At 68.1% G+C, this 24,104-nt stretch carries 18 protein-coding genes; 17 read left to right on the top strand and 1 reads right to left on the bottom strand.

What is annotated here, in order from left to right:
- The 5 genes from SX243_07465 to SX243_07445 all read left to right on the top strand — a co-directional run.
- Positions 1 to 1,823: O-antigen ligase family protein (locus tag SX243_07465; protein ID MDY7092793.1), on the top strand; the 1,823-nt coding region annotated here is incomplete at its 5' end.
- Between the two features lie 191 nt (positions 1,824 to 2,014).
- The gene (locus SX243_07460) at positions 2,015 to 2,773 is read left to right on the top strand and encodes an SPOR domain-containing protein (GenBank protein MDY7092792.1); all 759 of its coding nucleotides are present in this window, start codon (positions 2,015 to 2,017) and stop codon (positions 2,771 to 2,773) included.
- Positions 2,774 to 2,857: 84 nt separating this feature from the next.
- Entirely contained in the window at positions 2,858 to 4,414 is a 1,557-nt protein-coding gene (gene lnt / locus SX243_07455) for an apolipoprotein N-acyltransferase (GenBank protein ID MDY7092791.1), read from the top strand.
- 98 nt (positions 4,415 to 4,512) lie between these two features.
- A protein-coding gene (gene prfB / locus SX243_07450) for a peptide chain release factor 2 (GenBank protein MDY7092790.1) occupies positions 4,513 to 5,629 on the top strand; the annotation gives its coding sequence in 2 pieces (ribosomal slippage) (positions 4,513 to 4,578 and positions 4,580 to 5,629; 1,116 coding nt in all).
- 455 nt (positions 5,630 to 6,084) lie between these two features.
- Complete coding sequence (locus SX243_07445; GenBank protein ID MDY7092789.1) at positions 6,085 to 7,719, top strand: glycosyltransferase family 4 protein; 1,635 nt, start codon at positions 6,085 to 6,087, stop codon at positions 7,717 to 7,719.
- Here the strand turns inward: SX243_07445 and SX243_07440 are convergent.
- Positions 7,716 to 8,636 (bottom strand): penicillin-binding transpeptidase domain-containing protein, encoded by a 921-nt coding sequence (locus SX243_07440; protein ID MDY7092788.1) that lies wholly within the window; start codon positions 8,634 to 8,636, stop codon positions 7,716 to 7,718. The genes SX243_07445 and SX243_07440 overlap by 4 nt on opposite strands.
- A 178-nt stretch (positions 8,637 to 8,814) precedes the next feature.
- Here SX243_07440 and SX243_07435 point away from each other — a divergent pair, with 178 nt between their 5' ends.
- The 12 genes from SX243_07435 (at position 8,815) to SX243_07380 (ending at position 24,094) form a co-directional block, all read left to right on the top strand.
- Positions 8,815 to 9,264, top strand: a complete 450-nt coding sequence (locus SX243_07435) for a carboxymuconolactone decarboxylase family protein (GenBank protein MDY7092787.1) — start codon at positions 8,815 to 8,817, stop codon at positions 9,262 to 9,264.
- 259 nt (positions 9,265 to 9,523) lie between these two features.
- Positions 9,524 to 10,939 carry a radical SAM protein gene (locus tag SX243_07430; GenBank protein MDY7092786.1) on the top strand — a complete coding sequence of 472 codons (1,416 nt, stop codon included), beginning with the start codon at positions 9,524 to 9,526 and terminating at the stop codon, positions 10,937 to 10,939.
- Positions 10,936 to 12,477 (top strand): aldehyde dehydrogenase family protein, encoded by a 1,542-nt coding sequence (locus SX243_07425; GenBank protein MDY7092785.1) that lies wholly within the window; start codon positions 10,936 to 10,938, stop codon positions 12,475 to 12,477. The genes SX243_07430 and SX243_07425 overlap by 4 nt, the downstream gene beginning before the upstream one ends.
- Complete coding sequence (locus SX243_07420; protein MDY7092784.1) at positions 12,474 to 13,598, top strand: AMP-dependent synthetase; 1,125 nt, start codon at positions 12,474 to 12,476, stop codon at positions 13,596 to 13,598. Before SX243_07425 ends, SX243_07420 begins: the two co-directional genes overlap by 4 nt.
- Positions 13,599 to 13,606: 8 nt before the next feature.
- Positions 13,607 to 15,097 (top strand): asparagine synthase C-terminal domain-containing protein, encoded by a 1,491-nt coding sequence (locus tag SX243_07415; protein ID MDY7092783.1) that lies wholly within the window; start codon positions 13,607 to 13,609, stop codon positions 15,095 to 15,097.
- Positions 15,094 to 16,500 (top strand): radical SAM protein, encoded by a 1,407-nt coding sequence (locus SX243_07410; GenBank protein MDY7092782.1) that lies wholly within the window; start codon positions 15,094 to 15,096, stop codon positions 16,498 to 16,500. The genes SX243_07415 and SX243_07410 overlap by 4 nt, the downstream gene beginning before the upstream one ends.
- A 17-nt stretch (positions 16,501 to 16,517) precedes the next feature.
- Positions 16,518 to 17,309 (top strand): enoyl-CoA hydratase/isomerase family protein, encoded by a 792-nt coding sequence (locus SX243_07405; protein ID MDY7092781.1) that lies wholly within the window; start codon positions 16,518 to 16,520, stop codon positions 17,307 to 17,309.
- A gap of 55 nt (positions 17,310 to 17,364) precedes the next feature.
- Positions 17,365 to 19,416 (top strand): cobalamin-dependent protein, encoded by a 2,052-nt coding sequence (locus tag SX243_07400; protein ID MDY7092780.1) that lies wholly within the window; start codon positions 17,365 to 17,367, stop codon positions 19,414 to 19,416.
- An 83-nt stretch (positions 19,417 to 19,499) separates the two neighbouring features.
- On the top strand, positions 19,500 to 20,255 hold the full coding sequence (locus SX243_07395; protein ID MDY7092779.1) for a phytanoyl-CoA dioxygenase family protein: 756 nt from the start codon (positions 19,500 to 19,502) through the stop codon (positions 20,253 to 20,255).
- Positions 20,252 to 21,106, top strand: coding sequence for an enoyl-CoA hydratase/isomerase family protein (locus SX243_07390; GenBank protein ID MDY7092778.1), 855 nt, complete (start codon positions 20,252 to 20,254; stop codon positions 21,104 to 21,106). The genes SX243_07395 and SX243_07390 overlap by 4 nt, the downstream gene beginning before the upstream one ends.
- A 28-nt stretch (positions 21,107 to 21,134) precedes the next feature.
- The gene (locus tag SX243_07385) at positions 21,135 to 22,916 is read left to right on the top strand and encodes an ABC transporter ATP-binding protein (protein ID MDY7092777.1); all 1,782 of its coding nucleotides are present in this window, start codon (positions 21,135 to 21,137) and stop codon (positions 22,914 to 22,916) included.
- The gene (locus SX243_07380) at positions 22,913 to 24,094 is read left to right on the top strand and encodes an HlyD family efflux transporter periplasmic adaptor subunit (protein MDY7092776.1); all 1,182 of its coding nucleotides are present in this window, start codon (positions 22,913 to 22,915) and stop codon (positions 24,092 to 24,094) included. Before SX243_07385 ends, SX243_07380 begins: the two co-directional genes overlap by 4 nt.
- Positions 24,095 to 24,104: the final 10 nt, after the last annotated feature.

Raw genomic sequence — 24,104 nt, 5'->3', positions numbered from 1 at the left:
GGGGGGGGGGGGGGGTGGTGGTGATTCTGCTGCCGGCCCTCTACCTGCTGCCGGCGGCGGTGGTGCGGTGTTGGCGCAGCGACGGAGATCGGCGGCGGGGCGGGGCGGCGTTGGCGGCGGTGGTGACGGTGCTGGCAGCGTGGGCCCTGTGGGGGCGCTTCGGCCTCGCCACCGAGCGGGCGGCGCTGCCGCTGGGGCATCATCTGCCGACGGCGGCGTGGCTGGCCCTGTTGCTGCCTCTGGCGGTGCTGGGGGTGCGGCGCCCGGGACCGGGGCGCTGGCTGGCGGGGAGCGCTGCGATCCTGGGGACGGCGGCGCTGGCTCTCACCCGCTCGGTGCTGGGGGGAGCCGCACTGGGCCTGGTGCTGCTGCTGGCCGCCGTCGCCCTCGGTCGCGCGCGGAAGAACGATCGAACCTCGGGGCTGAGCCGCGGTCTCTTGTGGCCCCTGACCGTCGGGGCCGTGGCTGTGGCTCTGGCGCCGCTGGTCCCTCGTTGGGCCGGGCTCAGCGGCGGCGACGATAGCTCGCTGCTGGCCCGCCAAACCTATTGGCAGGCCGGCTGGGAGGGGGCTCTGGCACGGCCCTGGCTCGGCTGGGGCCCGGGCTCGACGCCGTGGACCGTGGGACGATTCCTGCGCCCCGAGCCGGGGATCAACCCGCCGGGGGAGATCGTCAGCGACCTGCATTCGCTGCCGCTGCAGATCTTCTACGAGCTGGGCCTGGGGGCTCTGGTGTTGGCGGTGGCGGTGGTGGTCCTGTTGTTGGGACAGCGCCTGCTGCGCCGGGGGGAAGGGCAGAGAAGCTCCGGCGGGGGAGGGGAGGATGCACCCTGGACCGCCGCAGCCGCGCTGGGGCTGGTGGGGTTCGCGGTGGTCTCCAGCGGCGGCGCTTTCTTCGGCGCCAGCGCGCTGCCGGTGGCGCTGGCGGTGGTCGTGGGGGCGTTGGTGGCGGCGGCGCCGCAGCCCAGGCCTCCGAGCTTCAGCTCCCCGGCTCAGAGCAGGGGAGAGCGCTGGCGTCGGCCCGTCACCGTCGGCGCCTATCTGGTCTATGTTTTCGCCGCGGCGGTGGCCCTGACGCCGCTGCTCCTGGCCCAGCGCAGCTATGAGCGCGCCGCGGCGCCGGAAGTGGCGGAGGATGGGGACGTTCAATACTACGAGGTCGGCCGGGCGGTGGCGCTGGACCCGGACTTTCCCCTCTACCGCTCCATCTTCGGCCAGCTGGATGAGGATCCGGAACAGCAGCGGACGGCGGCGGAGAGTGCGCAGGGGGTGGGCTATCTCTGGCTCGAGGCCGGGCTCGGCGCCCGCCGGGGGGGAGCGCCGTGGGCCCTCGAAGCGCTACGCCAAGCCTGCGCTCTGCTGCCCCTGAGTGGTCTTCCGGCCTTCCGCGCCCTGGATCTGGAAACCGATGAAGAGCTCGCGGTGCAGCTGGCGGCGCGGGCCCTGGCGGCGGACCCGAACCTCGCGGCGTCGCCCCGCTGGCGTGACCGGCCGGAGCAGCGCCGGCGGGCGGTGGAGAGGCTGCAGAGCTGGGAGGGCATCGACGCCGGCTGGCGGCTGGCGCTGTCGCTGCAGGTGGCGGAGCTTCCGGAAGGGGGATCGCCGGGGCCCGTCGAGACGGTGGATCTGCGCCTCGACGGCGGTCTGGGCATGACCTTTTCGGAGCTGGTCTTCCGCCGCAGTCCCTGGCCCGCGGACTATGACCGGGTGGAGCTCGAACGGCATCTGCTGGCGCGCCTCTCCCTGCCACCGGCTTCGCGCCTGCCCACCACGGCGGCGGAGGTCTTTGCGCCGGAGGGATGCTTCCCACCGGCGCGGGAATGACGGGAGCCCCACTCGTGGGTGCCGGGACTCCATCGTCCTTGGAGCCCGCGCCGCGGCGGACTATACTGCCCGTTGATCCGGCACCTGCCTGTTTTAGGCAGCCCGCCGAGGAAGAATCTTGCGGGTTCGCGTGTTGCGCCCCATTGAGATGAGTCCACTCCAGCCGAACCCACTGAAGACATAGCCACCCGATGAGTGAAGCCGAAGAACCGAGTTATTACGAGATCGCCCTGACCAACCGCCAGGTTTTGGTCGCCTTCACCATCCTTCTGGTGTGCATGCTGGCGTCCTTCTTCGCCGGGCTGTGGATCGGCCGCGGCGACGCCCAGGCCAGCGCCTCGCCGCCGCCGATGGAAGTGGCGGAAGCCGACCCGGCTGCCGCCGACGACCTCCAGGAGTTCAAGTTCTTCTCCGAGGAAGGCTCCGAGGAAGGCGGCGGCAGCGACGAGGCGCCACAGGAGGACGCCACTTCCGACGCTGCGCGGCCCGACGCGGTGCGCGAGGTGCCGGTGACGCCGCCTCCCCCCGCGTCCCCGCCAACGCCTACCACTCTGGCGGAGGATGTGCTCGACGAAGAACCGGCGGAGGAGGCCGCTCCGCCCCCGCCGCCACCACCACCGGCGCCCGCGCCCCCGCCGCCGCGGACGGTGCCCGAGAGCTCCGGCGCGGAGGACAATCCGGCGGTGCCCCGGTCCACCGTGCGCCGGCCTCCCACCACCGCCGAGCAGGTCTTCATCCAGGTCTTCTCCTCCCGGGACGAGGGCCAGGCGGGGAAGGTTCTCCAGCGCCTCAAGGGCGGTGGTTTCCCGGCCTTCCTGTCGCCGGTGGAGGTCAACGGCCAGACCATGCACCGGGTGCGCCTGGGACCCTACGACGACCGCAGCGAGGCGGAGACGGTGGCTGGCCGGGTACGGCAACAGTTGCGTCTGGAAACCTGGATCACTCCCTAGCTACCGGGGGCCGATGCGCTCTCGCCGAGCTCCAGGCCTTTTCAATCTCCCGCATTTCGTAGCACCGCAACGCTCACCTTCACCGTGCGCCGCACCCTGCTCTCGATCCTCGCCGCCGCCGTCAGCGGCGTGCTGTGGGGACTGAGCTTCGGCCGGCTGCCGGTCTGGCTGCCGCCGCTGCTCTCCTCGGTGGCGCTGGTACCGTTGCTGGTGGCTCTGCGCCGCACTACGGGCCCCAAGCTGCCCTGGTTTCTGGGCTGGATCTTCGGCCTCTGTGCCTGGATCACCGGCATCCCGTGGATCGTCTACACCCTGCAGAATTACGGCGGCCTGCCGAAGGCGCTGTCCATGGTGTTGCTGGCGGGGCTGGCGGGCTTTCTCGGTCTCTACTTCGCCCTGGTGGCGGCGCTGGGGGCGCGTTTCTTGCGCTCCGGGCACACTCTCCTGGCCTTGTTGGGGGTGCCGGCGGCCTTCGTCGGGATGGAGTGGGCCCAGAGCTGGCTCTTCGGCGGTTTTCCATGGAATCTCGGCGCCTACACCTGGATTGACGTTCCGGGGGCCTTGCCCCTCTCCGCCTGGATCGGCGCCTGGGGCGTCACCTTCGTGGTGGTGATGGTCAACACCGGGCTGGCCCTGAGCTTCACGCCTGATTCTGTGAACCGGCGCTGGCAGCCGGCGGCGGGGGTGCTGGCGACGGCGGGGGCGCTCTGCCTCTTCGGCTGGGCGACGGCGGTGCCGGGAAGCACGGGATCCGACGCTTCGTCGGGACTGCCGGTGCGGCTGCTTCAGCCCAACGTCGAGAACGCCATCGTCCCCGACTGGCAGGAGATCCGGCGCAACTACGACCGCGTCTTCGACCTCTCCCGGGACGCCTGCGACGCCCGCGGTGCGCTGCTGGTGTGGCCCGAGAGCGCGGTGTGGCCCTACGAGCTGGAGGCTCCGGAGCGCCACCATCGCCAATTCCGTCACGATCTCGACGCCCTCATCGGCCGCGGCTGCCCGGTGATCCTCAACTCCCCCCACTACAGCGACCACGGCGAGCTCTTCAACTCCGCCTTCCTGCTCACTCCGGAGGGCACCCTCGACCGCTACGACAAGCGCGAGCTGGTCCCCTGGGGGGAACGGATCCCGCTCAAAGAGATTCTGCCCTTCGTCGGCAAGCTGGCGCGCAACGCCGGCGAGTTCACCCCCGGGGAAACGGTGGGGCTGCTGCCGGTAGGGGAGGAGCAGCTGGCCATGGCCATCTGTTTCGAGTCCGCCTTCCCGTCGCTGGTGGCGGAGTCGGTGGCTCAGGGGGCGACCCTTCTGGGGACCATCAGCAACGATGCCTGGTACGGTGACTCGGCGGCCCGCACTCAGCTCTTCCAGGCAGTGCGCTACCGCGCCGCCGAGAACCGCCGGCCGCTGATCCGCGCCGCCATCACCGGCATCACTGCGGTGGTGGGCCCCGACGGCTCGGTGCGCCAGCGTCTGCCCATGGACGAGATGGGGGTCCTCTCCGCCACCGTCTCCGGCCGACACCAGCGCAGCCTGTTCAGCCGGGCGCCGTGGGCGGTGCCGGTGCTTTGCTGGCTGCTGGTGCTCGGGCTGCTGGTGCGGTCCTTCGTGGGCCGCCGGGGTGCTCCGCCGGAGCCGCGGTAACGGCTCAGCCTCTGTTGTGACAACTTTCTTCCCCGGAGCCCCGGGATCCGCCGCCGGATAGATACGGCCTCTGCTATAGTCCGCGGTTGGAGGAATGGATGATGATTGGATTGGAAACTCAGCGCCGGATGGACGACTTGAGCTCGCAGCTCGTCGACCTGAGGAGGTATCTTTGAGGTTGCCGACCTCGATACCAAGCTCTCCGAATTAGACCACCAAATGCAGCAGCCGGGGTTCTGGGACAACCCCGAGACCAGCGCGCCCCTGCTCAAGGAGCGGCGGGATCTAGAGCGCCAAAAAGAGACCCTCGACCGCCTCGGTTCCTACTCCGAGGAGCTGGAGGTATGGCGGGAGCTGGTGGAGGAAGGCGAAGGGGAGGACGAGCTGGAGAAGCTCATGGCCACCCTGGAGAAGGAGCTGCCGAAGCTGGAGCTGCGGCTCAAGCTCTCCGGTCCCGACGACGAAAAAGACGCCATCCTCACTCTCAATGCCGGCGCCGGCGGCACCGAGTCCCAGGATTGGGCCGAGATGCTGCTGCGCATGTACCTGCGCTACGCCGAGCAGGAAGGCTATACGGCGGAGCTGCTGGACCGGCAGGAGGGGGAAGAAGCGGGGATCAAGAGCGCCACGGTGGCGATCCGCGGTTCCTATGCCTTCGGCTATTTGAAGGAGAGCCGCGGCGTCCACCGCCTGGTGCGCATCAGCCCTTACGACGCCGCTAAGCGCCGCCACACCTCCTTCGCGTCGGTGGACGTCTATCCGGAGGTGGATGACGACATCGAGGTGGACATCCAGGACAAAGACCTGCGCATCGACACCTACCGCTCCTCCGGCGCCGGCGGCCAGCACGTCAACAAGACCGAATCGGCGGTGCGCATCACCCACCTGCCGACCAATATCGTGGTCTCCTGCCAGAACGAGCGCAGTCAGATCAAGAACCGCGCCACAGCCATGAAGATGCTCAAATCCCGCCTCTACCAGCGCGAGGTGGACAAGCGCGCCGAAGAGCATGCCGCCCGCGAAGGCCAGAAGATGGAAATCGCCTGGGGCAGCCAGATCCGCAGCTACGTCCTGCACCCCTACCGCATGGTCAAAGACCACCGCACCGGGGTCGAGGTGGGCGATGCGGATCGGGTCCTCGACGGGGATTTGACGCCGTTCGTCGAAGGGTTCTTGCGCCAGCAGATGGAGGAAGGGGAGCCGGCGGCGGTTTGATGGGGTTGAGCGAGGTCTTGGCGAGACTGGCAAGAGCCCTCACCCCCTCGGTCCCCCTCTCCCGGCCCTCCCGCCCGTCCGCCCGGTAGAGGGGGAAGCTCTTCGTTCCGGGTGATCTTGGGGGAGGCGCTTGGTTCCAATGGCCCAGACGGTTTGAGCAAGAGTAGGGTGGGCGCCAGCCCACCGATGGTGCGGATGAGGTTGGTTGTGGAGGTTTTTTGAGGGCCGAGCCCTCACCCCCTCGGTCCCCCTCTCCCGGCCCTCCCGCCCGTCCACCCGGTAGAGGGGGAAGCTCGCTGCTCAGCGTGATTCTTGGATCTGCCGGGAGGGGCGGGGGGCGTCCCTCTCCCGGTCGGGGGTTGGGTGGTCTGGGAGAGGGATCGAGGGTGAGGGCCTTGTTCCCAACAACCAAACGCCCAACCCAGCAAGCCACGCTCATACCCAACCCAAATCCCATGAAACCCACCCTCGACTACATCTCTCCCCTCCCTCCGGTGCGCTCCGGCATCTCCGACTACAGCGTCGACCTGCTGCCGGCGTTGGCGCAGGTGTGCGACGTGCGGGTGTTGCAGCTGCCCGACCAGCCGGTGGCGGAGGAGGTGGCGGAGCGGTGGCAGCCGGTGCCGGCGGAAGCTGCGTTGCGAGAGGCGGCGCGGGCTTGGGGTAAGGACGGCGCGGGGCGCCTGCCTCTCTACCAGATGGGCAACAACCGCTACCACCGGGACGTGGAGCGGCTGGCGATGGAGTATCCGGGGGTACTGACGTTGCACGACCTGGTGCTGCACCATCTGCTGATGGAGGAAACCCTGGGGGTCGGCGTCCACGTGCCCTACAAAGAGCGCCTCGCCGCCGACCACGGCTGGTTGGGACAGGTCATCGCCCAGCCGCGGCGCTGGGGAGGCTACAGCAACGCGTCCCTCTTTTCCCTGCCCGCCCACCGCACGCTGCTGCAACGCCAGCGCGGCGTGCTGGTGCACAACCGCTGGGCCGCCGAGCGCATCGGCGAGGAGGATCCGCGGATCCCAGTGCGGGTGGTGCCCATGGGGGTGCCGCTGGCGGCGGATGCGGCGGACTCGGAAGAGGCTGCTAGGGACCTGCGGCGGCGTTTCGGGTTGCCGCTGGCGGCGCCGGTGCTCGGTTCCTTCGGCTTCCAGACCCCTATCAAGCGCACCGGCACGGTGGTGGAGGCGCTGGCGCAGCCGGGGCTCGAGTCGGTGCACCTGCTCATCGTTGGGCAGGTATCGGAGCACGCGAATCTGGAGGGCATCGCGAGGGACGTCGGGGTGGCGGAGCGGGTGCACATCACCGGCTTCCTGCCCTACGAAGACTTCGAAGCCGCCATCGCCGCCACCGACCTTTGCCTCAACCTGCGCTATCCCACCGCCGGCGAGACCTCTGCTTCACTGCTGCGAATCCTCGCCGCCGGCCGCCCGGCCATCGTCTCCGACTTCGCTCAATTCGCCGAGCTGCCGGACGCGGTGGCGCTGAAGGTGCCGTTGGGGGACGACGAGATGGAGATCCTGGCGGCGCGGCTGCGGGAGCTTCTGGCGGAGCCGGAGGCCCTACAGCGCATGGGCCGCGCCGCCCGCCGTCACGTGGCGGAGGTCCACGCTCCGGAACGCGCCGCGGCGGCCATCGCGGAGGCTTGCGCCGAGCTGGCGGAGCTGGAACCGCCGGGCTACCAGGCTCCCCAAGACGTGCCCCCTACCAGCCTCACCTGGACCGCTCCCCGCGGTGAGCTGACGGTCACCGGCGCCGACGCACCCTGGGCACCCGGCGAACGTCGCCGCCTGCAGATCGAGTTCCGCAACACCGGTCCCGACCGCTGGCTCCCCGGACGCAGTGGCCCCGGTGGGGTGGCGTTGGAGATACAGGTGGTGGAGGACGCGGCAGGCGAAGAGCGCCTGATTGACCCCCGCCCCTGGATCCCCCTCCCGCGTCCGGTGGCCCCGGGAGAGAGCTGGCAGCTGGAGGTGGAAATCCGCCGGCCGGTGGGGAAGGGGCGGCTGCGCTTCGAGCCGCATATCCTGGGTGGGCCTTCCTTCGGGGCGGCGGCAGGGCCGGTTTGGGAACGGGCCATCCCCGCCTAGCTAGCGTCCTTCTCCTCATCCTCCGCCGGCAGCAACCCCAGCTCCCGCAACAACTCCAGACTAATCTTCCGCGCCGTCGTCCCCTTGGCAGTCTCGCCGGCCACGTGGGTGGCGAAGACGACTTCCTGGCCTTCGGGGGTTCGGAGGTGGCCGATGAACCAGCCGGAGGGGCCGTCTTTCTCGTCGAGGCAGCTGCCGGTCTTGCCGGAGAATTGATAGCCGTCTTCTTCCCGCTGCACCAGCATCTGCTGCACCGCTAGCTGGTGCTCTTTGGCGATGGGGAGCTCTTCCTTGTAGAGCTGCCGGAGGAAGCGGATCTGCTCGGCGGGGGAGATCTCGAGGCTGCTGGTGAGCCAGAAACGGGTCTGGCCGCCGGAGATGTCGCGGTTGCCGTAGTCCAGGCGGTCGAGGTAGGTCTGCATGCGCTGCGGGTTGACCTCTTGGGCGATCTGCTGGAAGTACCACACCACCGAATAGCGGATGGCGGAGGCCAGGTCCTGGTCCCGCTCCCAGACGTCGTAGGCCTTGGCCTCACCGTCCCAGGCCTTGGTGGAGCTTTCCTCGGTGACGACGCCCAGGTCGAGGGCGATGAGGGCGTGGGGGACTTTGAAGGTGGAGCAGGGGGGGAAGCGCTCGGTGGCGCGCTCCGCGGTGCCTTCACTGTAGAACGAGGCGATCTCCTCGCCGGCCAGATCGGTGGCGAGGAAGATGCCGTCGAGGTCGCCGAAGGCCTGGGCCAGGGAGGTTGGGGTGCCACGTTGGGCTCCGGCGCCGGTGGTCGAGGGCTGGGCTGACCGATCCTGGCGCGGGGCGTCGCCGTGGAGAGGAGCGCTGAGAGTGAGCAGGACCCCCAGGAGGAAGAGCCAGAAAGGACGGAAGAGAAGTGTGGAAGAGGAGCGTTGGAGGGCTTGGGGCATGTTGCGAGAGTCCTTGACGAGTCCGGGTTTTCGAGGCCGAGGATCGGGGCACCGCGGTCCGGGGGATTCTATCTCCCGAAGATGCATCTTGAAATATTCTTGATTCTCTATTTTTTCTTGACCCCTTGGTTGCTCTGGTCTAGGATCATAAGTACGAACTACCTTAGACAAGGAGGGCATGGTGAGCTACAGCAAGGACAAGGTTGAAGAAAGAGCCAACCAGATCGCTGCCAACCGCCGGGAGAACGAGGCCAAGCTCCGCAAGTCGTCTCCGCTCTATGCGCGCATGATGGAGAACACCGCGGAGGTCTTCGGCGAGAAGGGCCGCGACGGCGGTCTCGACCAGGTGCACCGCATCCTCGTTGCCCTTGGCACGGCCGTCCAGGCCGGCAGCGAGTCCTCCATCGACTGGACGATCACCCGGGCCATCAACCACGGTGCCAACGAGGCGATGATCCTCGACGCCATCGACGTGGCCCTGCTCAACGGTGGCAACTTCGCCGTCGCCAACGCCCGCTTCGCCTACGAGGTCCTGCGCTACCGCTTCAAGGCTGGCGCCGGCAGCTCCGAACAGGAGTTCGGAACCATTTCGACCCCGGGTCAGCTGCGCACCGGCACCGAAGGCTGAGCCCTCGCTCCGCGCATCGCGTAGAAGCGAGTCATCCCGACGGACGCGGAGCGGTTTCCAACCGCCCGCGTCCGTTTCTGTTTGTGCACTCCGTGGGTGCGTTGGCTTAGCGAGCTGTTGGGGTCATCGAGCCATCGGGCTGAGGAGGTCGACGAAGTCGAAACCTCCTGTGCCCGCGAATTTTCTTGGAGCCTGCAAGGCGTCGGGCTTTCGCCGTCCTCGCTGATTGCAGCCTCCGTTGCTAGAGGAGCATCAGGCGTTGAATATTCTTCTCGTCAGCGCTCGCCGGTCTGCCTACACAGGAGAGAGCATCAGCGCCCCGCATCAGGGGGTCCTTTCGCTGGCTGCGGTCCTCCGTGAGGGCACCTTCTTCGATACCCGCGGTGTCCAGGTCGAGGTTCTGGATGATCAGCTCTTCGTCATCGATCGTCCCTGGGCCCCGCCCAGCGCGTGCCTCGCCGGCCGCAATCCGGACGTTGTCGGAGTGCAGGTCTCGACCTCCAGCCTGAAGAACGGCGTGCGGCTCCTGGACGAGGTGCGAGCGCGCTTCCCCAAAGCCCTGACGGTGCTCGGTGGCGTCGGCGCCGGTCCTCTGGCGGCCCAGCTGGTGGAGAACGAAGAGGCGGATGTGGTGGTGGCCGGGGAGGCGGAGGTCTCCTTCTCCCAGCTGATCTATCTCTACGAGCAAAAGGGGCGGGCGGCGCTGCCGGAGGTGCAGGGCATCACCTACCTCAACGGTGACGGCAAGGCGGTGCAGAATCCTGCGCCCATGCCCATCCACGACTTCGACGCGCTGCCGCTGCCCGCCCGGGACCTCATCGACATGGATCTCTACCGGCGCATCTCCCGGGGCCGGGCCGGCAATCTGCTCACCAGCCGCGGCTGCTCCTACGCCTGCTCCTACTGCTATTCCCGCCACCACTGGGGCCGCGGCCAGCGCAATTTCAGCCTCGATCGGGTGATGCACGAGGTGCGGGTGCTGGTGGAGGAGTACGGCATCGACCGCATCCGCATCGAGGACGACGATTTCCTCGAGCAGAAGAAGTGGGTGTTTGATTTCTGCGACACCCTGGAGGCCGCCGGCTACAGTCGCTTTGTCGAATGGGAGATGAAAGCGCGGCCGGATCACATCGACGAGGAGACGGTGCGGCGGCTCCGGCGAGCCGGCTGCTTCCGCATCCTCATGGGGGTGGAGACCCTCAACCCCGACCTGCTCAAGACCGTCGCCCGACCCCTCAAGGAAGGGGTTCTGGAGAACGCCCTGGACCACATGCGCCAGGGAGGAATCGGCGTCCAGGCGACCTTGATCCTGGGCATCCCCGGCGAGTCCGACGCCGCCATGCGCTACACCCTCCAATGGCTGGAGGAGCGGGTGGACAGTCGCCGCCACGACATCGTCTCTCCGTGCTTCTTCGTGCCCTTCACCCCGCAGGTGCAGGCGGCCATGAGCCAGCAGTGCGACTACACGCTGGAGGTGCACGACACGGATTGCTTTACCGGCCACATCCCCGTGACCTCGAGCCCGGCCTGCTCGCTGGAAGAGCTCAACCGGCTGTACGAGGACATGGCTCCCACCCGGCGCGGGAAGTACCAGCGCATCGCCCATTTGGCTCCGCTGGAAGAAGTTCAGAACCGCGTGAGTGAGGAAGTGGCCGCCGGGGCATCTCCTTCATGACCGCGCTGCCTGAGCAGCTTTCGGGGCAGCTTTCGGGGCAGCTTCCGGAGCAGCCGTCCGCGCCGGCGTCCGGCCTCGGAGAGCTCCAGGCCTTGTTGCAGGCAGAGCTGCCGGCGCTGCTCGCCGGTGCGCCCTACACCACCTACGCCCAGCGTCCGCTGCCGGCGGCGCAGGAAGAGCCGGAGGTGCGGGTGGCTACGGCCCCGCGGCTGCTGCAGCTGCGCATGGTGGAGCGGGCAGAGGCCTGCTGGGAGAGGTTGCGAGAGCCTTCCGAGGAGGAGTGGCTGGGGATCTTTCGGCGCGCCGGCGAGGCACTCGCCCGCCGGCTGGAAGACACGAGCGGGTTGGAGGATCGCAACGGCGGCTGCGTTCTGGAGCCGGTGGCGAAGCGAGCCAGCCGCACCTCCGGGCTGCCGCACCAGCGCATCCTGCGCTCCTGGCGCACCCTGACGGACACCCTATTGAATCTGGAAGGCTGTTTGCGGGAGCAGGCTCCGGGCCGCTCCTTGGAGGCCTATCGTACCGGCGCCACCGGCGCGTCCTGGCGCTGGTTGCCGGCGGGACGCACCGTGGCGGTGCGGATTCCGGGCAATTCTCCCACCATCAATGTCACCTGGCTTCAGGCCCTGGCGGCTCGGCGGCCGGTGTTGCTCAACGCCCCCGACGAGGATCCCTTCACCGCGGCGCTTTTCGCCCTGGCACTGCAGGAGGCGGGACTGCCGGCGGGGGCGCTGTCTCTGGCCTACGGCGACACGCCGCTCTTCTGGCAGCGGGCGGACCAGGTGGTGTGGCCCGGTGATCCACCGGCGGAGCTGCTACGCCGGGGCGCGGCGCTGCGCACCTATCATCAGGGGCGCAGCAAGGTGATTCTCGGCCCCGGCCCCCGGCCGAAGGATTTTTGGCATCGCCTGGCGCGCATGGTGGTGCAGGGATGTGGGCGGCTGTGTACCAACGCCAGCTCCCTGGTGGTCGCCAGCGAGGACTTCGGCGACGCGGCGGCCGCCGGGCTCGAGCTGGCCGGCGCGCTGCAACGCTACCCCGTGCTGCCTCTGGAGGATCCGGCGGCCATCGTTCCCGCCTTTCCCGATCCCCAGCGGCGGGCAGCGGTGGCGGCGATGATCGAGGGCGCTCTAGCTCGAGGGGCGCGAGATTTGAGCCACGAGGCGGGGGCTGGCCCTCTGGGGCAGGAAATCGACGGACTGGCCTTTCTGCGACCCACGGTGATCCTGTTGGAGGCCGGAGACCCCCTCTTCGGCGCCGAGCTGCCGTTCCCCTTCGTCACCGTCACCGCCGCTACGCCGGCACAGATTCCGGCCCTTTGCCGGGGCTCGTTGATCACGGCGCCGGTGGGCTGCGACGAGGATTTGGCGCAGGTGTTGGCTCTCGAACCGACGGTGGACAAGGTCTTCGCCGACGAGGATTTCGACCACGGCTACCGCCCCGACGAGCCCCACGAGGGTTTCTTGGCGGACTTTCTCTTCCACAAGAAGTCGGTGCTCGCAGCGTCCGCGGGACCGCGGGGGGTGGAGCAGCGATGAGCGGAAACCTGGGAGTCCTGCGCCCGCCTTCGGCGCTGAGCGCGGTGAGCGACGAGTACATCCGCCACATCGTCGAGGTGCACCTCCATCCCGATTCCGGCACGCCCTACTGGCTGGAACGGGACCGGCGGCTGGGGGCGGAGGCCTACCGGCGGGTGCACGGCTTCGACGAGTTCCAACGCCGGGTGGGATTCCGCGACGCTGCGGATCAGAAGGCCTTCGAGCACGCCACCCGTCACCGGCCGGTGGAGGATTTCATTCCCGCCAGCGTACTGGCCAGCGACCGGTGGATCTGGGTGTCCCAGACCGGCGGCACCACCGGACCCGCCAAGCACGGAAATTGGGATAGCCAGTACTGGCGGCGGATTCTCGACTTCACCGACGAGTTCCTCGACGGCCACGGGGTTCCCCGGAACGTCAACTGGCTGTTCATCGGGCCCATGGGGCCCCACACCACCGGCCGTCTGGTGGTCTCCATCGCCGAGCATCGGGGAGGGCGTTGTTTCTCCATCGATCTCGATCCGCGCATCGTCAAGATCTTCGGTACGGAGGGGATGACCGAGGCCTCGGATCGCTACATCCGGCACATCTGGGATCAGGTGCGGGCGGTAGTGGAGAGCCAGCGCTGCGAGGTGATGTTCTGCACCTCCCGGCTCCTGGAGCAGCTGCCGGAGCACCTGGACCGCTCCCTCTTCGACTCGCTCAAAGCCATCGTCCACGCCGGCACCACCATGGAGCCGGACACCAACAAGCTGGTGTCGGAGGAGGTCTTCCCGGGCATCCCCATCGTCGGCATGTACGGCACCTCCACCACCGGCATCAGCTATCAAAAGCTCCACGAGCCGGCGGACGACTATCGGGTGATCTACGTGCCCAGCTCGCCGATGATCCTGCTCTCCCCGGTGGGTGAGAACGGCGCCGCCGTGGACTACGGCCAGGAGGGGCAGGTGGCGACCTACCGGCTGACGGAGGATTCCCTGATTCCGGGATTCTGGGAGCGGGACCGGGCAGTGCGGGTCAAACCCTTCGGGGCCTGGGCGGAGCGCTATCCCTGGGATTGGATCGGCGATCCCTACAGCCCCGAGTTCACCGTCGAAGGCAAGGTCGAGGGGGTGTATTGATGGGAGCCTTGGCCGGCGCAAAGCATTCCGTGGGGCTCAGCGGCCAGGCGCTGGCGCGGCTGGCGGGCCTGGCGGGAGACGAGTTGCAAGAGCATCGGGGAGCGCATTGGAAGGTCTGGGCCGGCGAGCCCGCCGAGCGCGGCTGGAGCGGCCTGATCCGAGGGGATGACTCCCGTGGCTTCGCGGTTTGGGGGGATCGTTTGAACTCCTCCGGCCCGCCACCGGAAGGCGCTCTGGCAGCCGGCGACCCGATGGCCCTTATCGCCTGGTGCCGCGAGGGTTTCGCCCGCTACTGCGGCGCCCTGTGGACTCCGGAGCGACTCTTCCTGTGGACCGACGACGACGCCGGCTGCCCGCTCTTCTTTACCCGGAGCCCGGCCTTCGCCAGCGAGGCCAAGGTCTTGTTGGGGTTGGTGCCGGACTCTCTAGCCGAGCTGCCGGGGGCCGACGGCGGGCGGCCGCTGCCGGCGGTGGGGGAGTCGGTGTTCGGAGGCATCGAGGCGGTTCCGGCGGCGGGGCTGGTGATCCTCGAGCCGGTGGCCGACGCCGCTGCCAGCGACGCCGCCACGACCCCGTGGCGGGTGGTGGAGGTCCAGCGCCACGGGGCGCCCCTGCCGGCGGCGGAGGCGGTGGATCTGGACGCCGCGGCGGAGGTGGTGGCCCGGGGCCTGGAGGCGGCGGTGGAGCGCCTGGTGGGAGACGCCCGGGAGGTGGCGGTCTCCCTCAGTGGCGGGGTGGATTCGTCGGCGGTGGCGGCACTGGCGGCGCAGCGGGTGGAGCGCTTGCACACCTTCACCGTTGGCAGTCCCTTCGGCGACGAATTCGAGCAGGCCCGGGAGGTGGCGGAGTGGCTGGGCAGCGAGCATCGCGAGTTGATGATGCTGCCGGAGGATCTGGAGTCGCTGCTCGACGAGCTGCTTTGGGGGCTCGAAACCTGGGATCCCCTGACCCTGCAGATCGCGGCCCCGGCGGCCTATCTCTACCGCCGCGTAGGCAGCGAGCATCCGCTCTTCGTCACCGGCTACGGTGCCGACCTGGTCTTCGCCGGGGCGGTGGATACGAGTCTCGAAGAGGAACGCCTGGAAGCCCTGATTCGCCACCAGGTGGAGCTGACGGTGCCAACCAACGAGATGGCCCCGGCCTTCGCCCGCCGCTCCGGAGTGGTGGTGCGCTACCCCTATTGGGTCCCGGAGGTGAAGAGCCTCGGCCTGTCCCTGCGCGCGCGGCTGAAGGTGCGGGAGGGCGAGGTGAAATTCGTCCTGCGGCGGGCGGTGGAGCGCTTCCTGCCCCCGGAGGTGGCCTGGCGGCGCAAGGTGGGGATCCACCAGGGGTCGTCCATGGGCGCCCTCTTCGCCGAAGTCCTGGGAAGTGATTCCATGACCGGCCAGGCTCAGATCCTGCGCCGGCGCTTTCTCGCCCTTTTCGAACGACGGATGGCCCCGGCCTCCGGTGCCCCCACCGTCGCCGCCGAAGCTCAATTCTCGGAGGATTCGCCATGAGAGTGCTCCTGATCTGGCCCCGCAACGAGCGCTCGGTGCTCAGCGACGAGCTCAGCTGCGCCGAGCCCCTGCCGCTGGAATATCTGGCGGGGGCTTTGCGCTCGCACCACGACGTGCACATCCACGACCTGCGCCTGGATCCGCCGCTGGAATCCCTCGCCGGCGGTGAGGCGCCGGACCTGGTGGGGCTGGCGATCCCCTACACCACCATCGTGCGGGCGGTGCACGAGATCGCTGCCGACGTGCGGCGGCTGTGGCCGGACGTTCCCATCGTCGTCGGCGGTCACCATCCGACCATGAGCGGCGAATGGCTGGACGGGCTGCCGGCGGATTACATCGTGGTGGGAGAAGGGGCGGCGCCCCTCAAGGCGCTGGTGGCCCAGCTGGAAAAGCACGGCGACCTGGTCGAACCCATCCCCAGCGCCGGCCGGTTCGCGGAACGAGCCCACCTGCGCTACCAGCCGGACCTGGAGACGCTGGATTCCATGCCCTTCCCGGACCGCTCGCCGGTGGCGCGGCATCGGGAAAGCTATTTCCACTCGGTCTACCGGCCGGTGGTGCTGATGCGTTTCTCCGCCGGCTGCCCCTACAAATGCAACTTCTGCTCCCTGTGGCGGATGACCGACCGGCGGTACCTGACCAAGGACGTGCCGCGGGTGCTGGCGGAGCTGGAAGCGGTGCAGGGGGACAGCATCTACGTGGTAGACGACGAGGCGTTCATCCAGCCGCGGCGCATGTCGTTGCTGGCGGATGCCATCGAAGAGTCGGGGATCCGCAAGAAGTACCACATGTACGTGCGAGCGGACACCGCCCTGCGCAATCCGGAGGTGATCACCCGCTGGGCGGAGATCGGCCTCGACTCGGTGCTGGTGGGGGCGGAGTCCATGAGCGACGCCGAGCTGGACGAATACGAGAAGGGCGCCCACGCCAGCGAGACCCGCGGTGCCGTGGACCTCTTCCACAGTCTCGGGGTGAAGGTGCGCACCAACTTCATCATCAAGCCCGAGTATCAGCTTCACGACTTTGATCGGGTGGCGCGCACCGTCGAGGAGCTGGGCATCGACATGCCGAGCTTCTCTGTGCTGACGCCGCTCCCCGGCACGGTGCTCTACGAGCAGACCCGGGATCAGCTGATCTCGGACAACCCGGATCTCTACGACTGCTACCACAGCCTCTACCCCACCAAGATGCCGGAATCCCATTTCTACCGCGCGTTCGCGGATCTCCTGGAACGCACCGCCCAGCGCCAGCGCCCCGGGCTCAACGATCAGGACGATCCTTCGGTCTTTTATTTCTCCTCCGGCGGTGCCTTCGGGCGCATGCTGGAGGCGGTGCGCCAGGGCCATCTGCTCAGTCAACAGGGCTGGCGATCGGGGCCGGTGAGCGGCGCCGGGATGGTTTGAGGAGGTTGGTGACAGGTATGGATTCAGGTTTCGACGTTCAGGATCAGCGCGGTGCTCAGGTGCTCATCATCAACCGGCCGAAGAAGCGCAACGCCCTCACCCGGGAGGTGCGGCTGGGGTTGGCGAAGTGGTTTCGGGAGGCCGCGGAGGAGGCTCGCCCGGTGGTGTTAGCGAGCCGGGAGTCGGCCTTCAGCGCCGGCCAGGATCTCTCCGAAGCGAAGGACTTCGAACCCGGCTACATCCGCTTTTGGATCGAGGAGCACATGGAGCTCTACCGGGCCCTGCTGTCCTACCCCGGACCGCTGCTGGCGGCGGTGGACGGCTGCTGCGTCGGTGCCGGTCTGCAGATGGCGCTGCTGGCGGATCTGCGCATCGGCAGCCCCGAGTCCTTCTTCGCCATGCCGGAGCTGGACGACGCCATTCCCTGCATCCTCGGGGTCTGGACCCTATGGGACGTCATCGGCCGCAGCCGCACCACCGAGATGGCGCTGACCAACCGCCGGATCTACGCCGACGAGGCCTTGGAGTGGGGGCTGCTCAACCAGATCCAGCCGGCGGGCAAGCTGTTGGAGCGCACCCTCGACCTGGCTCTGGACATGGCCTCCAAGCCGGCCCTGGCGTTCCGCCTGACCAAGGAGCGGCTGCGGCTGCTGGCGCTGCAGGAGCAGGAGGCGTTGGCGGTGCACGCCAGCTACGCTCACACTCAGGCCTTCTCCAGCGGTCAGCCGCGGCAGAAGATGGAAGAGTTCTTGGACAAGGGCCGGCCGGTGCAGACGGTGAGCCGGGAGCCGGATCCGGGGGATCGATGACCACCGAGGAGAGCGCCGGAGAGCCTCTCCGGAATTCATTCAAGGGAGCGGGGCGATGAGAAATATCTACACCGCAGTGCTCAATGCCGTGCCCTTCCTGCCCTACGTCCACGGCCTCCTCCAGGTCTATGCCCAGGAGGACCCGGTGGTGGCGGAGGAGTACCGCTTCGGCGAGGCCTTCTTCCTCATCGAACGCCCAGAGGCCATCGTCGAGCGCATGGAGGATCCGGCGATCCTCTGCCTCTCCTGCTACGTGTGGAACTTCCGCAAGCAGATGAAGATCGCGCGGCTCGTGAAGCAGCGCCATCCGGACGTCTTGGTGGTGGCCGGTGGACCCCACGTGCCCAACCGGGTGGGAGATTTCCTCGAGCTGCACCCTTACGTCGACCTGCTGATCCACGGAGAGGGGGAGATCCCCTTCCGCCAGCTGCTGCGGGAGAACCTGGAGAGAAGCGCCAACGGACAGCCGGATTGGAGCCGGGTCGGCGGCCTGAGCTTCCTGCGCGACGGCGAGCTGGTGCACACCGGCCCGGGGGACAAGCTGCCCCGGGACATCCCCCTGCGCAGCCCCTACACCGAGGGGCTGATGAACGACGCCATCGAGCTGTGCCGGGAGAAGAATCTGCGCTTTTACGCGCCCTGGGAGACCAACCGCGGCTGCCCCTTCTCGTGCTCCTTCTGCGATTGGGGCTCCGCCACCATGAGCAAGGTGCGGCGCTTCGAGGATCTCTCGATCCAAGCCGACGTCGAGTTCTTCGGCCGCGAGCGGGTGCCCAACGTCTTCATCTGCGATGCCAACTTCGGCATCCTGCCCCGGGACGTGGACATCGCCCACGGCCTGGTGCGCGCCCACCAGCGTTATGGCTTCCCCAAGCAGGTGCGGGTGAACTTCGCCAAGAACTCCAACGACCGGGTGTTCGAGATCAGCCGCAGCTGGGCCGAGGCGGACATGCTCATGGGGACCACCCTGTCGATGCAGAGCACCAACCTCGAGGTGCTCGAGGCCATCGACCGCAAGAATATCGGCATCGACCGCTACACCGACCTCAAGGAACGCTACGCCGAGGCGGGGATCCACACCTACACGGAGTTGATCCTCGGGCTGCCGAAGGAGAGCGGTGAGTCCTTCAAGCGCGGCATCGGCTCGCTGCTGGAGGCGGGCAACCACGAGGATCTGCGGGTCTATGAATTCGACATCCTGCCCAACGCCCCCATCAACGACGACCCCCGGCTGCCGGAGTACCGGATCCAGACGGTGGAGAAGACCATGTACCTGGAGCGCCCCGGCACCCCCCAGGACGAGGTGGAGACGGTGCAGGTGGTGTTCGAGACGGCGGCCATGAGCCGCGAGGATTGGGTGGACGCCTCGGTCTTTGCCCAGATGATCCAATTCCTCCACAACGGCTGCTACACGCGCTACCTGTCGATTCATCTGCGGCGGCGCTACGGTCTGGCGTACTACGACTTCTACGAAGGGATCCAGCGCTATTTCCTCGACCGTCCGGAGAGCGCTCTCGGTGAGGTATTGGGGGAGCTGCGGGATCTCTACCGCCGCTATCAGCGGGATCCGAAGATTCCCCAGATCAACCTCATCGCCAGCCAGCCGCAGCTGGTGGAGAAGCTCTCCGCCTACGGCCGGCGCCGGGGATGGACGCCGGACGATTGGGGCTGGCTGTGCCTGGCGGCGCGCCATGGAGAGCTCTACGACCAGCTGGCCGAGTTCATCGAGCACCTGGGAACGAAGCACGGCTTCGAGGCGGGGGAGGAGCTGGAGCAGGTGCTGCGCTACCAGCGGGAGATCATGTTGCAGCCGGACTACGACCCGGAGGCGGGGCGGGAGGTGCACTACGACTACGACTTCCCGGCGTATCTCACCGGTGACCCGGCTGGAGGCGAAGAGCTGGCGGCGCGACCGGTGACCATCCGCTATCGGGATCGCCATATGGGGGTCAATCGTCAATACGAGATCCGCCCCGGCGATTTGAAGCAATTCGCCAAGGCGGCCATCGGCGAGAGCTACCCCTTCGTGCGCATCCGCCACTACCAGCATCAGCTGGAGGAGGCGGAGATCGAGCGGGAGCCGGAACCGGTGGTGGCTGTGGGCTAGGGAGCCATCCTCGAGCTACTACGGTGCGGCCGTGATTCTCATTCGTTAGGGAGCTCATCTGTCGTCAGGAGGAAATCGATTTCATGAGCTGGAATTTGCCGGAGCTGGCGGAGACCTTCGAGCGCGACGGGGTTGTCGAGTTGGGGCAGGTCCTCGAGCCCGCCGAGGTGGCGGAGCTGCGGGGGCATCTGGAGAAGTTGATGTACGGCGAGGCCGGGGAGGTGTCGCCGCAGGTGCGGGATCTCTCCGAGACCAAGGGCAAGCCCCTGACCTACTCGGTGATGCAGCTGGTGGACGTCTGGTCGCGGGATCCCCTCTTCGACCGGCTGGCGCGGCGGGACGATTTGCTGGACCTGATGGAGGGGCTGCTGGGACCGGATCTACAGCTGCTGCGGGATCAGAGCTTCTACAAACCTCCGGGGCACGGCGGCGAGATCTTCCTGCACCAGGACAACCGCTACTGGCATCTGGATCCTCCCCACGTGGTGACCCTCTGGCTCGCCCTCGACGACGCCACCATCGACAACGGCTGCGTGCACTTCCTCAAGGGCAGCCACACCGTCGGCCGCGTGTCCCATCACCGGGCCATGGAGGGCGAATCGATCCTCCTGGAAGCGGAGGCGGACAAGGCCAAGACGGTGCCCATCGAGGTGCCGGCGGGCCATGCCACGGTGCACCATTGCCACCTGGTCCATTGGTCACCGCCCAACCGCACGGACCGGCCGCGGCTCGCCCACACCATTCAGTACATGGCGGCGGGTCTACGCAAGGACGGCAAACCCTGCGTCGACTTCCCGCTGCTGCGGGGGCGGATGCGGATGCCGGCGGAGGCGTCATGAGCGAGGACAAGACGATGCAGGAGCCAGTGCAGGAAGGGCCCCCCAAGGTTCTGCTGGAGATCGAGGACGGCGTCGCCTGGGTGACCCTCAACCGCCCCCACCGGCTCAACGCCATGACCCTGGAAGGGCTGGACCTGCTGCTCTCCTTCATTCGGCAGGCGGGAGAGGATCCGGAGGTGCGGGCCCTGGTGATCACCGGCGCCGGCGAGGACGCCTTCTGCATCGGCAGCGACGTGCGGCTGCTGGACGAGGCCTACGCGACCCGGGATTTCCGCTACTTCCGCGATTATCTGAACAAGATCAACGGCGTCTTCTTCGCCCTCGAAGAGCAGCCCATCCCCACCATCGCCATGGTGCAGGGGCGGGCCCGGGCCGGCGGCTTCGAGCTGATCATGTCCTGCGACTTCGTATTCATCGCCGAGGAGACCCGCATCGGCGACGCCCACACCCCCTTCGGCCACATGCCCGGCGCCGGCGCCACCCAGCGCCTGGCGCGCAAGATCGGCTATCAGCGGGCGATGGAGATCATCATGAGCGGGCGCTGGATGGAGGGGCCGGAGGTGGCTCAGCTGGGCTTGGCCCTGGAAGCGGTGCCCCGGGCGGAGCTGCGCAAGACCGTGACGGCCTTTGTCGACGATCTGAAGGAGAAGACCCGGGACAGCCTGGCGCACATCAAACGGGTGATGCTGCGGGGTTGGGATCTGCCGCTGCGGGATGCGGTGCAGATGGAGATCCAGAGCTATATCGAATACCTCGCCACCTGCATGGAACCGGTGGAGATCTATCACCGCAACCAGGAGAAGCGCCGGGCCCGCAAGCGGGAGAAAGCCCGCGGCGAGGGTGGGGAGTGACGGCTCCGGCCGCTGAGAGCTCGGGATCTTGAGGCTGCCGAAGGAGCTCCGCTGGCTCTACGAACAGGTACGCCCCTTCCGCGGGCTGCACCTGCTGCGCATCACCTGTCTGCTGCTCACGGGGACGCTGCAGCTGCTCGATCCGCTGGTGATCAAGTGGCTCATCGACGACGTCCTGGCGTGGCGCCGGTGGGAGATGCTGCCAGTGGCGGCGGCGGCTTTCTTCCTGGTCTATCTCTTTCGTTTCACTCTCTTTGGCCTCGGGGCGCTGGTCAATTTCTACGCCGGCCAGCGCACCGCCTTCAATATCCGTCTCAAGCTCTTGCGCCATCTACAGCGGTTGTCGGCGAAGCACTACGACAACCGTTCGGTGGGCGAGACCCAGCACCGGGTGCAGCAGGACGTGGACCAGATCGAGCAGCTGGCGGGGGAGCTGGTGGGTTCGATCATCTGGTTTGTGTTGGTGACCTTCATGACCCTGCTCATCATGTCGATTCTCAGCTGGCAGCTGACCCTCATCAGCCTGCCGCTGATCCCCCTGCTGCTGGTCATCCGCCGCTACGGCTACCCCCGCCTCAAGGCCGCCTCCGACCAGGTACAGAAGGCCGGTGGGCGCACCAGCAGCTTTCTCCAAGAGCATCTCTCGGCGCTGGTGCAGACCCACCTGCTCAACAGCCAGCTGCGGGAGCTGCGCCGCTTCACCGCGGTGGTGAAGGATCTGCTGCGGCTGCAGGTCTCCCGCCGCAGCACCGAGCTGGTGGTCAGCTTGCTGTCCATGATGGTCAGCGTCACGGCGATTTCGGTGGTCCTCGGGCTGGGCGGCTACCAGGTGCTCAAGGGGGCGCTGACGGTGGGCGGGCTGGTGGCCTTCTACACCTACCTCAACCGCATCTTCGACCCCATCCGCGACATGGTGGATATGTACTCGCGCCTCCAGCGGGCCAACGCCAGCATCCGGCGGGTGATGGCTCTGCTGGGAGAGACGCCGGACGTGGTGGAGCGGCCCGACGCTCGCCGGCTACCCGCCGGCACCCCGGGGCGGGTGGACGTAGAGGATGTGAGCTTCTCCTACCGGGAGGATCGGCCGGTGTTGCGGGGGGTGTCGCTGGATCTGGTGCCCGGGGAGAAGGTGGCCCTGGTGGGCGGCAGCGGCAGCGGCAAGACCACCCTGGGCAAGCTCCTGGTCCGCCTCTACGACGTCGACGACGGGGCGATTCGGCTGGACGGGGTCGACATCCGGGACCTGACCCTCCACAGCCTGCGCAGCAGTCTTTCCCTGGTACCCCAGGATGCGGTGCTCTTCGACGTCAGCCTGCGGGAGAATCTGCTCTACGGCCGGCCCAAGGCTTCCGAAGACGAGCTGCAGCGGGCGGTGGACCTGGCCCAGCTGCGGGAGACGGTGGAGGGCCTGGAGAACGGCCTGGACGAGGCGGTGGGGCCTCGCGGCGGCAAGCTCTCCGGCGGCCAGCGGCAGCGGGTGGCCATCGCCCGGGCGATCCTGCAGGAGCCCCGGGTGCTGATTCTCGACGAGGCCACCTCGGCGCTGGACGGTCCGACGGAGCAGCGGCTGTTGGAGGCTTTGGACGGCTTCGTCGAGGACCGCACGGTGCTGGTCATCGCCCACCGGATTTCGGCGGTGCGCTGGGCGGATCGGGTGGTGGTGTTGGACGCCGGGGCGGTGGTCGAAGAGGGCACCCACGAAGATCTCTACGCCCGCGGCGGCCTGTACCGCCAGCTGTGCGACGAGCAGCTGGGCAAGGGGGATGCGGAGGACGCTGACGCTGAACGGCCGGAGCGGAGCGCCGTATGAAAGCCATTCGCTGGGCCGCCCGGATGATTCCCGTGGTCATCGTGGTGCTCTTCACCACCGCCGCCCTGCTGATCTGGATCGGTCGGGTGGAGAAGGTGGTGGAAGCGCCGGGGGTGGTGGAGGTACAGGATTTCGAGAAGGTGCGGGCCGAGGTTCCCGGCATCGTCGCCCGGGTGGCGGCCCGGCCCGGCGAGACGGTGGAAGCCGGCCAGCTGCTGCTGGTGCTGGAGAACGGCCGGCTGCAGATCGAGCTGGAAACGGCGTCGAAGGATCTGCAAGCGGCGCGGCTGTCGCTGGAGGAGGCCCAGCGCCGCCGGCGGCTGCTGGTGGAGGAGAGTCATCCCCGGGAGCTAGAGCTGGCGCGCTCCGAGATCCGGCGTCTGGAGCTGCTGCAGGAGCGGCGCCAGGCGCGGGTGGGAGAGCTGGAGGTGTCGCTGAACAGCGCCGCGGGCGCGCTGGGGCGGGCGGAGGAGCTGCTGGCCGCCGGCTTGATCAGCGACAGCGAGCGGGACGAGGCGAGCAGCCGGGTGGAGGAGGCCCGCTGGCGGCTGCGGCAGTCGCAGATCGAAGGGCGGGAGGATGCTTTATCCCTGGAGGCCGCCCGGGGGCGCCGGCAGCTCATCGAGAGCCAGCATCGACGGGTGATGGTGGAGCTGGACGCGCTCGTCGAGCGGCTGAGCCAGGAGGTGGAGCAGCTGAAATCTCGCCGCATCGAGCTGGCTTCCCAGGTGGCGGCGCTGGAGATCCACGCCGACACTTCCGGCGTCCTGGCGGGACCGGAGCCCAACGAGCTGCTGCGCCGCAGCCTCGGCTCCGGCGAGGAGGTGTTGACCATCCTCGACGACACATCGGTGCAATTCGTCGCCTCGGTACCGGAGGAGGCTATCGTCAAGATTCGCCGGGGACAGCCGGTGACGGTGGAGGTGAGCGGCCTCCCCAAGCGCCAGTTCGAGGCCTTCGACGGAACGGTCGAGGAGGTCGACCTGCAGGCCCAGACGACGGCCTCAGCGTCCAGCTCCTATCGAGTGAGGATTCGCCTGGAGCGCCCCTGGGTGGTCTGGGAGGAGCGCAATTTCTACCTGCGGGACGGCATGCAGGGGCGGGCCAAGATCAGCTATCGCTCCGAGGTCCGTCTGCTGCGCTCGTTGGTGGACTGGCTGGTGGGAAATCCGAGCTGAGGCCCGGCTG

It is taken from the genome of Acidobacteriota bacterium (assembly GCA_034211275.1).
Taxonomy (GTDB): Bacteria; Acidobacteriota; Thermoanaerobaculia; order Multivoradales; family JAHZIX01; genus JAGQSE01.
The sequence above is the reverse complement of the archived record's forward strand: the minus strand, read 5'-3'. Positions and strand labels throughout refer to the sequence as shown.